Origin of the sequence: Bacillus sp. ISL-57 (assembly GCF_018613135.1) — a bacterium.
GTDB classification, from domain to species: Bacteria; Bacillota; Bacilli; order Bacillales; family DSM-1321; genus Peribacillus; species Peribacillus frigoritolerans.
This window is the reverse complement of record NZ_JAGGQV010000007.1, coordinates 300,249-315,864: the sequence shown is the minus strand read 5'-3', so window position 1 is coordinate 315,864 and position 15,616 is coordinate 300,249. Positions and strand designations below refer to the sequence as shown.

At 39.9% G+C, this 15,616-nt stretch carries 15 protein-coding genes and 1 riboswitch; of the genes, 13 read left to right on the top strand and 2 right to left on the bottom strand.

The annotated features are described in order from the left end of the window. The first annotated feature begins 102 nt into the window (after positions 1-102). From J7I90_RS12885 to J7I90_RS12870, 4 genes are all read left to right on the top strand, one after another. The gene (locus J7I90_RS12885) at positions 103-819 is read left to right on the top strand and encodes a response regulator (RefSeq protein ID WP_034308096.1); all 717 of its coding nucleotides are present in this window, start codon (positions 103-105) and stop codon (positions 817-819) included. Then, complete coding sequence (locus J7I90_RS12880) at positions 816-2,609, top strand: ATP-binding protein (protein ID WP_214772174.1); 1,794 nt, start codon at positions 816-818, stop codon at positions 2,607-2,609. Before J7I90_RS12885 ends, J7I90_RS12880 begins: the two co-directional genes overlap by 4 nt. 212 nt (positions 2,610-2,821) lie before the next feature. Further along, entirely contained in the window at positions 2,822-3,382 is a 561-nt protein-coding gene (sigX, locus tag J7I90_RS12875) for an RNA polymerase sigma factor SigX (protein ID WP_048680217.1), read from the top strand. Beyond that, positions 3,348-4,571 (top strand): GerMN domain-containing protein, encoded by a 1,224-nt coding sequence (locus J7I90_RS12870; RefSeq protein WP_214772103.1) that lies wholly within the window; start codon positions 3,348-3,350, stop codon positions 4,569-4,571. Before sigX ends, J7I90_RS12870 begins: the two co-directional genes overlap by 35 nt. Positions 4,572-4,617: 46 nt before the next feature. On the opposite strand, the gene serA is transcribed toward J7I90_RS12870, so the two are convergent. Then, the gene (serA, locus tag J7I90_RS12865; RefSeq protein ID WP_214772101.1) at positions 4,618-6,192 is read right to left on the bottom strand and encodes a phosphoglycerate dehydrogenase; all 1,575 of its coding nucleotides are present in this window, start codon (positions 6,190-6,192) and stop codon (positions 4,618-4,620) included. A 321-nt stretch (positions 6,193-6,513) separates the two neighbouring features. Beyond that, positions 6,514-6,650: riboswitch (FMN riboswitch) on the top strand. A gap of 162 nt (positions 6,651-6,812) precedes the next feature. On the opposite strand from serA, the gene J7I90_RS12860 reads away from it, so the two are divergent. Next, complete coding sequence (locus J7I90_RS12860; RefSeq protein WP_214772099.1) at positions 6,813-7,394, top strand: ECF transporter S component; 582 nt, start codon at positions 6,813-6,815, stop codon at positions 7,392-7,394. A 140-nt stretch (positions 7,395-7,534) separates the two neighbouring features. On the opposite strand, the gene J7I90_RS12855 is transcribed toward J7I90_RS12860, so the two are convergent. Further along, complete coding sequence (locus J7I90_RS12855; protein WP_034308087.1) at positions 7,535-7,783, bottom strand: ferredoxin; 249 nt, start codon at positions 7,781-7,783, stop codon at positions 7,535-7,537. A gap of 290 nt (positions 7,784-8,073) precedes the next feature. On the opposite strand from J7I90_RS12855, the gene J7I90_RS12850 reads away from it, so the two are divergent. The 8 genes from J7I90_RS12850 to J7I90_RS12815 all read left to right on the top strand — a co-directional run bounded on the left by J7I90_RS12850 (position 8,074) and on the right by J7I90_RS12815 (position 15,531). Then, positions 8,074-9,138, top strand: coding sequence for a YpbB family protein (locus J7I90_RS12850; protein ID WP_214772097.1), 1,065 nt, complete (start codon positions 8,074-8,076; stop codon positions 9,136-9,138). Beyond that, the gene (locus J7I90_RS12845; protein ID WP_214772095.1) at positions 9,138-10,643 is read left to right on the top strand and encodes a RecQ family ATP-dependent DNA helicase; all 1,506 of its coding nucleotides are present in this window, start codon (positions 9,138-9,140) and stop codon (positions 10,641-10,643) included. The genes J7I90_RS12850 and J7I90_RS12845 overlap by 1 nt, the downstream gene beginning before the upstream one ends. After that, positions 10,633-11,259 carry a CPBP family intramembrane glutamic endopeptidase gene (locus J7I90_RS12840; protein WP_214772093.1) on the top strand — a complete coding sequence of 209 codons (627 nt, stop codon included), beginning with the start codon at positions 10,633-10,635 and terminating at the stop codon, positions 11,257-11,259. Before J7I90_RS12845 ends, J7I90_RS12840 begins: the two co-directional genes overlap by 11 nt. Then, positions 11,237-12,091, top strand: a complete 855-nt coding sequence (locus tag J7I90_RS12835) for a LysM peptidoglycan-binding domain-containing protein (protein ID WP_214772091.1) — start codon at positions 11,237-11,239, stop codon at positions 12,089-12,091. Before J7I90_RS12840 ends, J7I90_RS12835 begins: the two co-directional genes overlap by 23 nt. Before the next feature lie 426 nt (positions 12,092-12,517). Beyond that, on the top strand, positions 12,518-12,976 hold the full coding sequence (locus tag J7I90_RS12830) for a YpbF family protein (protein WP_034308074.1): 459 nt from the start codon (positions 12,518-12,520) through the stop codon (positions 12,974-12,976). An 82-nt stretch (positions 12,977-13,058) separates the two neighbouring features. After that, complete coding sequence (locus J7I90_RS12825; RefSeq protein WP_214772090.1) at positions 13,059-13,874, top strand: metallophosphoesterase; 816 nt, start codon at positions 13,059-13,061, stop codon at positions 13,872-13,874. Between the two features lie 97 nt (positions 13,875-13,971). Next, positions 13,972-14,865, top strand: coding sequence for a MerR family transcriptional regulator (locus J7I90_RS12820; protein ID WP_251025250.1), 894 nt, complete (start codon positions 13,972-13,974; stop codon positions 14,863-14,865). Positions 14,866-14,955: 90 nt separating this feature from the next. Continuing rightward, positions 14,956-15,531: a genetic competence negative regulator gene (locus J7I90_RS12815; RefSeq protein WP_214772087.1), complete on the top strand. Its 576-nt coding sequence runs from the start codon at positions 14,956-14,958 to the stop codon at positions 15,529-15,531. The last annotated feature ends 85 nt before the right edge of the window (positions 15,532-15,616 follow it).

Here is a 15,616-nt window from a genome sequence, read left to right as displayed (position 1 = left end):
GAAGCCTTGTGAAATCGGCTCTTTATCGTACGATGTAAGGAAAAAGTATTAGTCAATGAAGTATTCATTTTGTAGAATATATGATAGGAGGCTGATTACATAATGTATAACGCTATTAAAATTCTCGTGGTGGATGATGAGGAAAGAATCCGCCGGCTGCTAAAGATGTATTTGGAAAGGGAAGAATACATAATCGATGAAGCTGAAAATGGAGATATGGCTTTAACAAAAGCCCTTGAAAATGATTATGATTTAATTTTATTGGATATTATGATGCCTGGGAAAGATGGAATCGAAGTTTGCCGTGAATTAAGGGAAAAGAAAACGACTCCAATTATCATGCTGACGGCTAAAGGGGAAGAAGTGAACCGTGTTCAAGGATTCGAAGTGGGGACCGATGATTATATCGTAAAGCCGTTCAGTCCCCGTGAAGTCGTGTTAAGGGTTAAAGCTCTATTGCGTCGCTCTTCAAGCACAGGTTACATGCAGACGGAAACGACGGCAAAAGATGTGATCGTCTTCTCGCATCTAACAATAGATAATGATGCCCACCGTGTACTTGCTGATAACAAAGAGGTTTCATTAACACCGAAAGAATATGAATTGTTATATTTCTTGGCGAAATCCCCAGATAAGGTTTTTGACCGGGAGCAATTGTTAAAAGAAGTATGGCACTATGAATTCTTTGGAGATCTTCGAACTGTAGACACGCATGTTAAACGCTTGCGTGAAAAATTAAACCGCATATCCGAAAACGCAGCCAAGATGATTGTGACCGTTTGGGGTGTAGGTTACAAGTTCGAAGTCATTAATGACTGATGCTATGGGGCAGTGTTGTAGGGAAGCTATGGGCAACGATCCTATTGCTCGTGTCGTTTGTATTAATTGTTTTAACCGTTCTGCTGGTCGAATTCTTTGAGAATTTCCAAATTGAAAATATTGAAAATGATTTAACCAAAACGGCTGAACAAATCATTAAGGTGACCAATGAACATCAGGGATCCAGCAATGAGGTATTACAAATAGCTTCGGAATTAATAGGCAATGAAACGAAAATGATCATTCTTAATGATGACAAAATGGTATTCTCATCCATCGGTGGAGATAATGAGTTTGAAATCACGCCGGAACTCATTAAAAATGACCCCGAATTGCTCAAGGTTTTTACGGAAAGAAAGACTGTAAAAAAGGAAATGGCGCTATCAGATGATGCGGGAAACGAGGGCTTATCCGCAATCGTGGTAGGCATTCCGCTTGAATTGAATGGGGAACAGGATGAAGTGTTCTTATTTCAATCGTTGGAGTCCATGGAGGAAACCACCAAATCCACTACACAGTTCATTTTATTGGCAGCAGGCATCGCCATTATTTTGACAACGATTTTTGCTTTCTTTTTATCTACAAGAATCAATGCTCCATTGGTGAAAATGAGGGAAGCTGCCCTAGCGATTGCCCGGGGGAAATTTGATACAAAGGTTCCAATACTGACTCAAGATGAAATCGGTGAGCTGGCCATAGCGTTTAATCAGATGAGGAAGCAACTGAAATTCAATATGAATGCACTTAGTCAGGAAAAGGAACATCTCTCCAGCATTCTTAGCAGTATGGCAGATGGGGTCATCACCTTCAATAAAGACGGCACAATTCTTGAAACGAATCCGCCAGCGGAAAGGTTTCTACAATCTTGGTATTTTGAAAAGGGCTATAACCGGGAAGATAATGTGAATGTCCCTTTGGTTTTGATGAATCTTTTTGATGAATCAGAGTCCTTCGATAAGGAACAAGTCGGTGAAATTACCTTGCAGGGCCGCAATTGGGGATTGATTGTCAGTCCGCTATATACAAATGGCGACAATATTCGGGGAGCGGTGGCCATCATAAGGGATATGAGTGATGAAAGACGTATGGACAAACTCAGGACTGATTTCATAGCGAATGTCTCCCATGAGTTAAGGACCCCGATTTCAATGTTGCAAGGATATAGTGAAGCGATTGTAGATGACATTGCGGGCAGTGAAGAGGAAAAGGTGGAAATGGCCCGCATCATCTATGATGAATCTTTGAGAATGGGACGTTTAGTCAATGATCTTCTCGATCTAGCTAAATTGGAATCGGGTAAAATGAATCTTAGCTATGAATGCGTACCTATTTCTCCTTATTTAAAGAGGATTACAAGTAAGTTTTCTGGGCTGGCTAAAGATAAAGGGATTACAATATCAGCCAGCCTGCAAGACAATCAGATTCAATGGCATTTCGATCCGGACCGCATTGAACAGGTTTTGACCAATTTAATTGATAATGCGATTCGTCATACTCCCCCAGGCGGTAACATTGATGTCATTCAGAGGACAAGTGATCGAAGGGGACTGATCATTGATGTGAAGGACTCTGGATCTGGAATTCCCGAAGAAGATCTGCCTTTTGTATTCGAGAGGTTTTATAAAGCGGATAAAGCAAGGACCCGCGGCCGTGCGGGTACCGGATTGGGTTTGGCAATCGTAAAAAATATAATCAATGCCCATGATGGCTACATTTCGGTAAACAGTTTACCTAATAAAGGTACGACGTTCAGTATCATTTTGCCTCGAATTATGGAAAACGCTGAATGAATGACAGGTGGACCGCCAGATAATCTTGATTCATAAAGAACTGCGAAGACAAAGGCAATTGGATTTCTTTCCATTGTCTTTGTTTTTTTAGGAAACAAAATAAGAAGTACCATATGTGGAAATTAACGGAATTTTATAATAAGATTAAAGCCGAAGTATGTAACTTTTGTTCAGGATTGACGACTATATTTATGAACGGATGTGGGGAAATGATGGATTCCGTTTTCCACGATCTTTATGAAAAATATCATCAGGAAATATATCAATTCATTTTTTATATGACTAAAAATCGAGAAACCGCCGAAGACCTTGTTCAGGAGGTTTATATCCGGGTGATGAAGGCCTATGAACGCTTCGAAGGAAAAAGCAGTGAAAAAACGTGGATGTATTCGATTGCAAGAAATGTGACGATTGATCACTTTCGGAAACAAAAAGGGTGGAAAGACAAAATCTTTCCTAATTTTGATTGGGATAGGCAATTGTTAAAAGATGAAGAGCCCATTCCCGAGGAAGTGGCTATCAAGAACGATGAAATCCAAGATATTTACCAATGCTTAAACCGGTGTACCACGAATCAAAGATCCGTGATCATTTTACGATATATTCAGGGATTGTCCATTACGGAAACTGCTGAAGTATTGAATTGGAGTGAAAGTAAGGTAAAAACGACCCAGCACCGAGCTTTGAAGGCCATTAAAAAGTTGATGGAAGATTTATCAGGAAAGGAGGGCCACCGCATTGAGGAGATCCCGTTGGAAAGAAAGCGAAATTGAAGACATGCTGCGCGAACTTCCGAAATTAAAAGATGACCGAACCAAGGCAGAGGTGTATGCGAGAATACATGATAAAAAGAAAAGGAAACACTGGATACCTCTATTCGCGGGTGTTGCCTCCTTATTCTTAATGGTTGTTTTGGCATCATCGTTCATTATAGAAAAAAAAGGAACGACAAGTCGAGAAGACAGCGGCAGCAGTGGGAAATTATCTCTATCTGAAAGTAAGGAAATGGCAGATCTTGAACGGAAGGATACAAGTAACCAAGAAAAGCCCTCAGAAGATAAACAAGAAGACCAAGAGTTTTCGAGTAACCAAGCGAAAATAGAATCCAAAGACAAGTTTTCAGAAATGGAACCGCGAAAAGGGGAAAAGGAAAAAGCATTTGAACAAGCGATCTACCAGGATGACCTTAAAAATGCCTCGATCATTACGATGGGTGTCCCAGATGATCAAATGAATTTCATCGTTCCCATTTCAATTAAACTTAAACATCATGATGAAAGCGATACACTGAATCAGTTAGTTAATCAAATGTCCGATATCGATGAAGCGCAATATGGGCTATCTGACTATTTTCCGCTTGATATAAAGATTAGCCAAGGAAACGATATAAACACTGCCCATATTGATTTTCCAGAAAAAAGCCAACTGTTGGCTGAAGATACACTTTTTCTCCATTCGATGGAAGAAACGCTTTCCTATAACAATATAGAGAAAATGACATTTTCCACAGAAGGTAAGCAAGGTGCCAGGTTTGCACATGCCGGATATTTAAAGGAGATGGATATACCTCATCAAAAAAAACGCACATACCTTCTTTATCAAAGGGATGAGTCCTCTCCAAGTTTCCTTGTTCCAAGCAATATGGGTTATCGGGACTTTGAGGAGGCGCTGCAAGCCGGAAAAGGGGAGGCGGACATCGAGGGAATTTCACCTGCAATCCCCCATGACCTGAAATGGGAAAGGATAAGCTCTAATGGAGATCTTGTGATCATTCACCTATCAGATCAAGCTGTTATTGAAAATAGTGAGGAAACCCTTCAAGCTTTAGAAGCCATACTCTTCATAGCTAAGGATTTTGGTTTTGAAAAAGTGAAGTTTGAAAATGCTCCTATTGAAGAGGTGGGAAAGCTGAAATTAACTGAAGACATAATGGTGCCGGAAGCACCGAACCAAGTGAATTGAATGCATTAACAGAAAAAAGTGCCCACGCTGCGGGCACTTTTTCTTCTTATAATGAAATACGGGCCATGAACGTAATTTCTTCTGTTTCCATTAAAAACTGTTTCATGTTGTCTTCTAAGGGTAAATCGAAGCTCAAAACCATGATGGCTTCACCGCCAGCTTCTTTTCGGCCAACCTGCATGGTGGCGATATTCACTCCATGATCACCCAGGACCTTACCTACGTTACCGATTACACCGGGTTTATCGGTATGCTGGATATAAAGTAAATTCGATTCTGGATGAAAGTCAATTTTGAAACCATTCAAACTTACAATTCGAGAACCGTAATTTTCGATATAGGTCCCACTTATTGTTAATTCTCGGTTGTCACCTTTTACTTTAAGGCTGATCAAATTCGAGTAACCTAAAGAGTCCGTAGAGATTTTTTCACCAATGGTTATGCCGCGCTCTTTTGCGATCAACAAGGCATTCACTTCATTGACTGATGCATCAACTCTTGACCTTAAAAAGCCGGAGATTAGACTTTTTGTAAGAATCGCAGTATCGAAATCCAAAGATTCTCCTGCATATGTAACGGAGATTTCCTGAATTCCTTCATTCATGCACTGTGAAGCAATCGATCCCATTTGCTGAACAAGTTGATGGAATGGCTGTACCTTTTCAAACACCTCTTTGGATATGGCTGGAAGGTTGATTGAACTTGAGACTGGATTTCCTTCGAAATATGTCAATACTTCTTGGGCAACCTGTACGGCGACATTTAATTGGGCTTCTTTCGTGGAAGCACCTAGATGCGGCGTAGCAATGACGCTGTCCAGTTCCAGCAGTTTATGGCCAAGTGGAGGTTCTTCGACGAAAACGTCCAGTGCCGCCCCGGCAACATGCCCTTCAACTATCATTTCATATAAATCATCTTCGTCCAGAATTCCACCACGGGCACAGTTCAGTACATAAACCCCTTTTTTACAGGTAAGCAGTTTTTCTTTATTAATTAATCCTCTAGTTTCATTCGTTAGTGGTGTATGAACAGTAATGATGTCTGCTTTAGGAAGCAATTCATCCAATGACAGGGCCGTTACGGACATTTTCTTTGCTCGATCTACAGTCAGGAACGGGTCATAGACAATGACATCCATGCCAAACGCTTTAGCGCGTTTGGCAATTTCCCCTCCGATGCGCCCAAAGCCAACTATGCCTAATGTTTTACCACGAAGTTCAGTTCCCGTATATGAAGAACGTTTCCACTCCCCATTTTTCAATGAAGCATAAGCTTGCGGAATGTGGCGCATTAATGAAGCCATCATCGCGAATGTATGTTCAGCTGTTGATATGGTGTTGCCGTCAGGTGCATTAACCACGACAATCCCGCGTTTTGTCGCTGCGGGGATGTCTATGTTATCAACACCGACACCAGCGCGTGCAATAATTTTTAACTGTGGCATACGGTTCATTAAATCTTCCGAAACTTTTGTTGCACTTCTCACAAGAATTGCATCGATCTGTTCAAGTTCGTTTGCAGCTTCCTCTACGGTCTTCTGAATGAGATGAATATTGGATGCCTCTGAAAGCGGTCCAAGTCCTTCTGGTTTAATGGCGTCTGCTACTAAAATCCGATACACGTCTAAACACCTTCCTAAGGGAGAATTATCTTAAATTTCAGTTAATTTTACAATTGAAATGCTGATAATGTCAATTTGGCTTATCTGAATGAAAGCGCTTAAACAAATGATTTTCATCTGATCATCCGTTTAAATGTGGCGTTATAAATAGCTTCGTCTCCTTTTGAGAAAAATTTTCGAATGGACATATTGTAAATCCGCTGTTTGTTTTAAGCCGTTCACTGCGACGATCAATATTCATCCTACATGCATCAAATGAGAAAAAATGCTATCAAAAAAAAGGCATTTCAGATATAATAGGAAGTATAAAAAATTTTATAGGTCTATCTTCGGGGCGGGGCGCAATTCCCCACCGGCGGTGATGAAGGAATTTCTACTTCTAAGCCCGCGAGCCTTACAAGGCAGGATTTGGTGTGATTCCAAAGCCGACAGTATAGTCTGGATGGGAGAAGATGGAGGTTCCTTAGTGCGTTTCAACAGTTATTTGCTGAACGTTTGTTTGATGTAACCTTTAATTTATCCCTTTAATTCCATTGGAATTAAAGGGTTTTTATTGAACATCAACATTTTGGAATCCTAACCTCTTTTTCAGGTAGATCGGAAAAGAAGGAGAGAGAACTATGAAAAAGAACAAAGTGAAAAAAATGGTCTCACTTGCCATGATGGGAAGCATTTCGTATTTATTGATGCTTTTAAATTTCCCGTTTCCAGGATTCCCGCCTTTTCTCAATGTTGATTTTAGCGACATACCAGCACTGATGGCGGCATTGATTTTCGGTCCGATGGCTGGAATTCTAGTCGAGTTCATTAAAAACCTATTGGATTTAGTCATGACAGGGACCTTGACTGCTGTGCCTGTGGGGCATATCGCTAACTTTATAGCCGGAATACTGTTTGTCTTGCCGACTTATTATGTATTTCAGAAAATCAATTCAAAAAAAGGAATGACGTTCGCCTTACTTGCGGGAACAGTTTCCATGGCAGTATTCATGAGCGTATTAAACTATTTTGTCTTTTTACCGGCCTATACCTTCTTTATGGGATGGGATGCCATGTCGGCGCCCGAGTCAAGAAAGTTCATTACGACGGCAATCTTGCCTTTCAACGTGATTAAAGGCGTGCTCATCACATCTGTATTCATGTTGCTGTTCATTAAATTACAGACATGGATCAATAAGCAAACATTATATAAAAATGCTTAATGGCATTGACGATAGATATGAAAAAACAACCGGATATTAATATCCGGTTGTTTTTTCATGCCTGTTTTTTTGGTAGGGAAGATGTAATGCGACATTGGCCAAAAGAAAAAGCCATTCTCGATTGAAAATGGCTTGTACTTTTATTCGAATTTTAGTGCATCTCCGTCAAATGCCTCGTCAGCAACTTTGATGGAATCCGTAGGGCATCCTTCAAATGCATCCATCATGTCGTCTATAAGTACATCTGGAATTTCAACGATACCCTCGTTATCGTCAAGGGTAACAAATGCAATCCCTTCGTCATCATAATCATATATATCTGGTGCCGCTGCTCCGCAAGCTCCACAAGCTATGCATGTTTCTTTATCCACAATAGTAAATTTAGCCATGAATATAACCCCTCCTAAGTTGATTAACAACTGATAATCTTTTTATTTCAGATTATTATCTCTTTCTTATTGTAAGACCGAATGCCAAACTTTTCAATAGAAATTGTATTGATAATTACTATCATGTAGCTGAATGTCAACGAAAAACATCGAAATAATTAACTTGGCCCTTTCCATGTTTCGTCATTTAGTCACATAATCTCCGTTGTATTCATCAATAATAACGGCGGTTTTTGCAGATTTTTGTTACAATGGGTTTATTGGTTAAATGAAACAAGGATGTGAGTCCCATGAATAATTATCTACAGGCAATCATTCTATATGCGATAAAAAAATTTCAAGGTGAGCGCTCCATTTATGCTATATACCATATGCTGCAGGGGAAGAAATCGTCACAAACTATCCAAGATGCCCACTTATTCGGGTTAACGGATATTTTTGGGACAATACCTCGATTTACCCGTCAGCAATTAAATCAAAACATTGAACATTCACTTAAGCATGAATTGATTAATTTAACGGATAAACCAGATGCATATGAAATTAGTTTGCAAGGTGAACGAATGTTGGACGATTACTTTAAAATTAATCCTTTTCCGGAATATTTAAATGGTTGGAAGTATCACAATATCACCCCTGTTTTCTGGGAAAGGTTAAACTTACTCATTCAAACCATATCCCATATTGTCCACAATGAAAGACGTTTTTATCCGATACAACGAAATCCCAAAATCCAATTCTTCGTAAAGGAATTTTTACATGCCAATCGTCAGGATCGAGCGTTGATTGCCCAACATCTATATGATGAACTGGTATCCCTTTTAGAAAATCAAAGTGATATGAAACGAGACATTTTCATTTTGAAATTGACCGGGATAAACAGGATTGGTCTAACGTTCGAACAGATTGCAAAAAGGAAAAAGGCGGAAGAAGAGTATGTTCGCTATACATTCCTTGACTCATTGCATCAAATGCTTGCAGAAATGGAAGCGGGTAGTGACTACCCTCTCTTATCCTCCTTAACCAATGATTGGAAAAGGAGTGGCAATCCTCATTTGACACAATCTACAAAGACTACTTTACGATTCATCCAGGAAGGGAAAAGCCTCGGTGAAATAGCTGAAATCCGCAGATTGAAAGTCAACACCATCGAAGATCACCTTGTAGAAATTGTTTTATCGGAAAAAGATTTTCCGATTTCCGATTATGTGACAATCGAGGATGAGAGGGAAATTGCTGAAGCGATTAAGGAACTTGGTACAAAAAAACTTAAAGCTATCAAGCAGATGGTCGATAATAAACAAATAAGCTTTTTCCAAATAAGACTTGTACTTGCGAAAATAGGTGAGAGATGATGAACATAGAACGAGTCCTCAAAGAAAAATTCGGTTTTGATGAATTCCGTCCAGGACAGAAGGAAGTGGTTGAATCATTGATGTCCGGCCGTCATACATTAGCGATGCTCCCGACCGGGTCAGGTAAATCATTATGTTATCAGCTGCCGGCTTATCTGGTAAATAAGACTGTCATAATTGTCTCCCCGTTATTATCTTTAATGCAGGATCAAGCGGATCAGCTGAAGATGAGCGGAGAAAAAAGTGTATTGACCCTTAACTCTTTTTTGACGCTTAATCAAAAAAGGAAAGCTTTCGATAGGTTACATAGTTATCGATTTATCTTTTTATCTCCCGAAATGCTTAGCATCGATGGTGTGATAAAATCCTTGAAATCCATAGAAATAGGTTTGTTCGTCATAGACGAAGCACACTGCATTTCACAATGGGGGTACGATTTCCGTCCGGATTATTTGAATTTAGGAGTAGTGAGGCGTGAACTGAATAATCCGTTGACGCTTGCCCTGACGGCAACTGCAACCCATGAGGTCCGGAGGGACATCGTTGTTAAACTTAACATTGGGCAGGTCGAGGAAATGGTCTCATCCGTTGATCGTGAAAATATTGCCATTATTATCGAGCGAATGTTCAGCTACGATGAGAAGCTAGCCCGTGTGCTGGAGCTTGTCAGGAAATTTACCGGAAGCGGAATTATTTATTTTTCCTCTAAAAAAGTGGCGGAATCAGTCGCGGGGTTTTTACAGGATAACGGGATCGATAGTGTCAATTATTATCACGGTGGAATGGAGCAGGAACAAAGGATGCTCATTCAGCAGCAATTCATTTCCGGCCAGTTGAAAATCATATGCGCAACAAGTGCTTTTGGAATGGGTGTGAATAAATCGGATGTCAGATATGTTATCCATTTTCATATCCCGTCCACGATGGAAGCATATCTTCAGGAGATTGGCAGGGCGGGGCGAGACCGAAAACAAAGTGTGGCTGTCTTATTATATAGCGAAGGGGATGAAGGGCTTCCCCTTCATTTGATGGAGCAACAGTTGCCTACGGATTCGCAAATCGATGGTGTATGTTCTTTCCTTAATCAATCACAAAAGAATCTGGCGAATTTGACCCCCTCAGAAAAAGAGCAGCTGTCGCAATCCTTTTCGTTGAACGAAATCCAGCTCCGTTTTTTTACCCAGTTTATTATGGGCAATAACCAGGATCAAGTGGCAGAGATGAAAGAGTATTGTCAAAAGAGGAAAACCAGTAATCAAGAAAAGCTGCATAAATTCCTTCACTGGATATATGCACAGGAATGTCGCCGTTCAGGGATACTGGACTATTTTGGAGAAAAGCATCGGGACGCTAACCCCATCTGCTGTGATATCTGTGGGATGGATGCCGAAAAAATGGCTGATGTATGGCCGGAAGTCAAGGTGGATCCGGCCAATTCCTTTTCCACTTGGAAAAAGGAATTGGCTAATATCTTACTAAAGAAGGAAAATGGCAATGAAAAATAAGCAAGCTGAATTAATTAAACAACTTACTAATAGACAGTTGCTATATAATTTGTTCCTTACACAAATTATTCTCTTAACGTTAGCCATCTTTTTAGGTATTATTTTATTTAAAGACCGTTCTGCTTTTTTCGACTTATTTATCTTTGATGACCTGAACATTTTGCTGATTGGTGTTCCTGCTGGGGTCATTGTCGTGTTAATTGACATATTGCTTATGAAAGTGACACCATCTTCCTATCAGGATGATGGCGGTATTAACGAACGCATTTTCAGTAATTTGTCATACCCGATGATATTTGTCGTAGCTTTAGTGGTAGCGATAGGTGAAGAAGTATTATTCCGTGGAGTGTTGCAAACACATTTTGGTTTGCTTCTTACGAGCCTCATTTTTGCTGCCGTTCACTATCGTTACCTTTTTAATTGGTTTTTATTTTTAAATGTATTGGTTTTGAGCTTCTTTATCGGGTTTCTATTTGAAATGACTAATAATATCATCGTGACGATTACGGCCCACTTTTTGATTGACTTTATCCTTGGTATTTTAATCAGGAACAAAAAGCAAAGAGGGTTTAGCAAGAAAGGGGGTGACTTGAATGAGCCGGGTGCAAAAGAATAAAAAAGAAAATGATCAGGCTGGTGAACTTCGATCGCGAATTGAACGCCAGAAGGCTAAGTCATCATTGCCCAAACGGAGCAAAGTCCACCGGAATAAAAAGAAAAAAAGTAAAGTGAAGATTAAACTTCCAATTATACAATTATTAGCGTTATTTTTCATTTTGCTTCCAATTGGATTTTACAGCCTTTATACATATCTTCAGGAAAGGCCTTTACCTGTTACTAAAAGTGACCAAGTCGTCTTAAAAGAGGAAGAGAAAGAATCGATTCCAACTACAGCAACGGCAGAGGACTTAAAGGAAAAAGAGTCGGCAAAGGCTAAAGCGGAGAAAGAAAAAGAAGAAGCAGAGGCTAAAGCCAAAGCCAAAGCCAAAGCGCAGCAGGAAGCTAAGGAAAAAGCCAAGGCAAAGCAAGAAGCTGAAGAAAAGGCTAAAGCGCAGCAAGAAGCTAAGGAAAAAGCCAAGGCAAAGCAAGAAGCTGAAGAAAAGGCTAAAGTGCAGCAAGAAGCTGAGGCTAAAGCCAAAGCACAGCAAGAAGCTGAGGAAAAGGCTAAAGTGCAGCGAGAAGCTGAGGCTAGGGCCAAAGCTCAGCAAGAAGCAGAGGAAAAGGCAAAGAAAGCAGCAGCAGAGAAGAAAAATGTACAAGCCGCTAAATCAGATAAAGAGGAATACAAAGTTGTCTTACATACTGTTCAAGGTCAAGAAACTTTATTTCGCATTTCCATGAATTACTACAAATCACAGGAAGGGATTGCTCTGATCAGGGAGTGGAATGGGCTGAATGGAAATGAAATTTCCAAAGGTCAGGTATTGAAAATTCCAATCAAGAAATAATGATGGCACCTTTAGAAAAAATCAAGTTTTTAAATCCTTCTATTTCAAAACAAAAAAAGACTTTAGGCAACAGGAGTTCTACCTTAATGTTAAAGTAAAGTTGATTGGGACGGAAGGTACGGAACTCCTGCGGGAAAAGCGCGTCCAAGGGAGACCCCCGCATGCGGGCGCTGAGGAGGCTCCCGGACCGCCCGCGGAAAGCGAGTGCCTGAAGTGAAAATCAACATTCAAATTTTAAAAACCTAAAAAAGCTGGAGACAAACTCAATTATTATCGAGTTTCTCCAGTCTTACCCTGTCTTTATAGGCAGGGTATTTTTAATATTGTTCAACTTGGTTAAGTATGAAGGCAATCGTTACAGATACATTAACATTTTTTCCTCTGCTCTTTCATATCATGATTTGAAAGAGCAGAGGAGGAAATGCGATGGAATCGACAATCATTTTACTGGATGAGAAAACGGATCAAGCAACAAAACAAATGCTGCAAAATGTCGTGGATCGGAAGAAAAAATTCGAGGCACTTAAAAAGAAGCATCTTCAAAGCTTATGGGCAACCATGATTGTTGCTGTCCTTTTTATGATTTATCTTTATTTTTATATCGTTGTACCTTATTCCTATTCCTTTTTCAGTATGTTTAGTGTTTTCGTCGACCATTTTAGCCATTTCCTTTTTTTGGCGGCAGCGATTGGTCTATATGGATATATGGTTTTAATTAAAAAAAAGCTAGATAAAGCTGAAAAGGAGTTTCAACTGCTACGCTGTGAAATCATTAATAAAAGTAAGCAACTGTGGGAAAAAGAGGAAGAATGGAAAAATCGCCATAAGGTTTTTGAAATGATGAAGAAGAATTATGATATTAACTTATATCATGAAAATAAATGAATCATATTTAATTGCGGGTAATACCGTTTTATGGTTATATGGAAGTACGTTTGGATAAGGATGGAAAGAAGGTTTAACGAAGATGTTATGGTTATCTGGATTATTTTTAATCATCATCCTGCTGTCATTTGCCATGGTCTTTTACATGTGGCGTACGGCTATGCAAGATAGGGTGATTTCTCAAGACCTATATTTCAAAGACTTTCCTGAAGGCTTTGGCGATGTGCGGATTTTTTTTATATCCGATCTTCATCGGCGTATCGTTGCGGATAAGATGATTGAGGAAACACGTGACAAGGCAGATTTGGTGATAATCGGCGGTGACATTAGGGAAAGCGGGGTTCCCTTAGAACGTGTGGAAAAAAATATATTGAAACTAAAAGAACTTGGTCCCCTTTATTTTGTTTGGGGTAATAATGATTATGAAGGAGACTTCCATGAACTGGATGCGACTCTTTTGAAACATGGGGTGAAGATCCTTGATAATACAGCTGTTTCTTTTGAGTCTCAGAATGGCAGCAAAATCGCTCTTCTGGGCATTGATGATATATCGGAAGAACGTGATAGGCTTGACCTTGCCCTGTCGGATTGCGGGAATGAAGATTTCCGGATTTTGGTGAGCCATAATCCATTGGTCAAGAAACAGTTGACTCCGGAACACCATATTAGTCTTGTCCTGTCAGGTCACACCCATGGCGGGCAGATTCGCATATTCGGATTCGGGCCCTATCAGATCGGAAGCGTTAAAAAAGAGGGGGGATGTATATATATGACGAGTAATGGTTATGGTACAAGCGCAGTGCCTTTAAGGCTTGAAGCAAAGCCTGAAACGCACCTCTTCACCCTGAAAAGGGGGACAGACACTGAAATAGGAGAAGCTGTGGAAAAAACCTATTAGGCTGCTTTTAAGCGAGCATACCGGGATTTTACAGACCTTGAAGAATCCACTATAATTTCATCAAATGATCGTCAGTTATTGGAGGCCTTGTAAAACCATGCAAGAAGGTAAATATAATATAAAGGCAGTTTCAAAACTGCTGGACATTCAGTCGGGAACCCTTAGGGCTTGGGAAAGGCGCTATAAATTTATCGAACCTGTGAGGAATGAATCGGGGCACCGGCTGTATACTGAAAAACATCTGCAAATCCTTAAGTGGCTCATTACTAAAACAAAGCAAGGTTTTACAATAAGCCAAGCCGTGTCACTTCTCGAAAGTACTGGCACTCTAGCGCCTGGAGTTCCTGAAACGAACCGTAAGGATGGACAAGCGATTAAGTTATCGGATGAATTAATCGAAGCTTTATTGAATTTCAATGAAAATAAAGCCCATATGCTGATAAGCCAAGCGTTCAGTATGTATACAATCGAACAAACCATAGTGGATGTACTCGGTTCAATATTGGTTCAGATTGGAGATAAGTGGGAAAGGGGAGAAATTACTTCCGCTCATGAACACTTTGCTTCGAACATAATTAAATCCAGGATCAGTTCGGTTATGCATACAATTCCTACTAATGGTTTTCTTCCGAAAGCCCTTACCGTTTGTGCTCCCGGTGAAAAACATGAATTTGGACTATTAATCTTCACCATTTTTTTGAAGCGGAAAGGGTATGAAACCATTTATTTAGGAGAATCCATTGCTGATAAGGACCTTTTCACCGCTTTAAACATCATTAAGCCCTCTTACCTATTCATGTCATGTTCACTGAAAGAGAATCTTGCTGGAACATTTAAGCTGGTTGAAGCGTTAATGAAGGATTTTCCGGATTTGAAGGTGGGCATTGGCGGTGCGGCTATGAGCCTTATTTCTGAAGAAGACAGAACTGCCTTCGGCGGAGTCTTAATGGGGGACACGCAATCTAAATGGGAGGAGTGGCTGAAAGGTTAGGACGGCCGTATTAGGAGAAATAATGGATATGCACTCTAAGACCAAGGCTTCATATGATGTATGAAGATGGTAACCAGGGGGCATTTTTTTATGAAGCTGGAACGATTAACTAATAATAAAATCAAGATTTTTTTGACCCTTGATGATTTAATTGATAGAGGCATAACGAAAGAAGATATTTTAGGGAATTCCTTAAAGGTCCACAAGCTATTTCAGGATATGGTCGAAGAAGCGTGCGAAGAACTCAGCTTTAAAATGAGTGGCTCCATTGCAATCGAAATTTTCTCCTTGCCTGCACAAGGGTTGATAATCATTGTGACAAAGGAAGAAGAGGAACTATTGGCAGACGAAGAGGAATTTTTGGATTTACAGGTGAAAATTGATGATTTCCCCCATATTCTTTATGTTTTCGATGACTTTGAAGATATCGTCCAATTATCTCATAGATTATCTTTTCAAGGTTTGCTTGATAGTACCCTTTATCATTTTGAGGGTAGATACTATTTACTTATCGAAAATGTTAAAGACACGACATATGACACGGTCATATCTCTAGCGGCTGAGTATGGCCATGCATCTACATTGACACTCAGCCGCATCAATGAATATGGAACATGTATCATCGAAAATGAAGCGATACATGTTTTGCTCAAACATTTTAGCTGATGTAAAACAAAGAAGACAAGGCAGCCGCATTACCGTAAAAAAATGTGGTTTGCCTTTTTTATGTCAACTTTCGGCCGAACAAGAT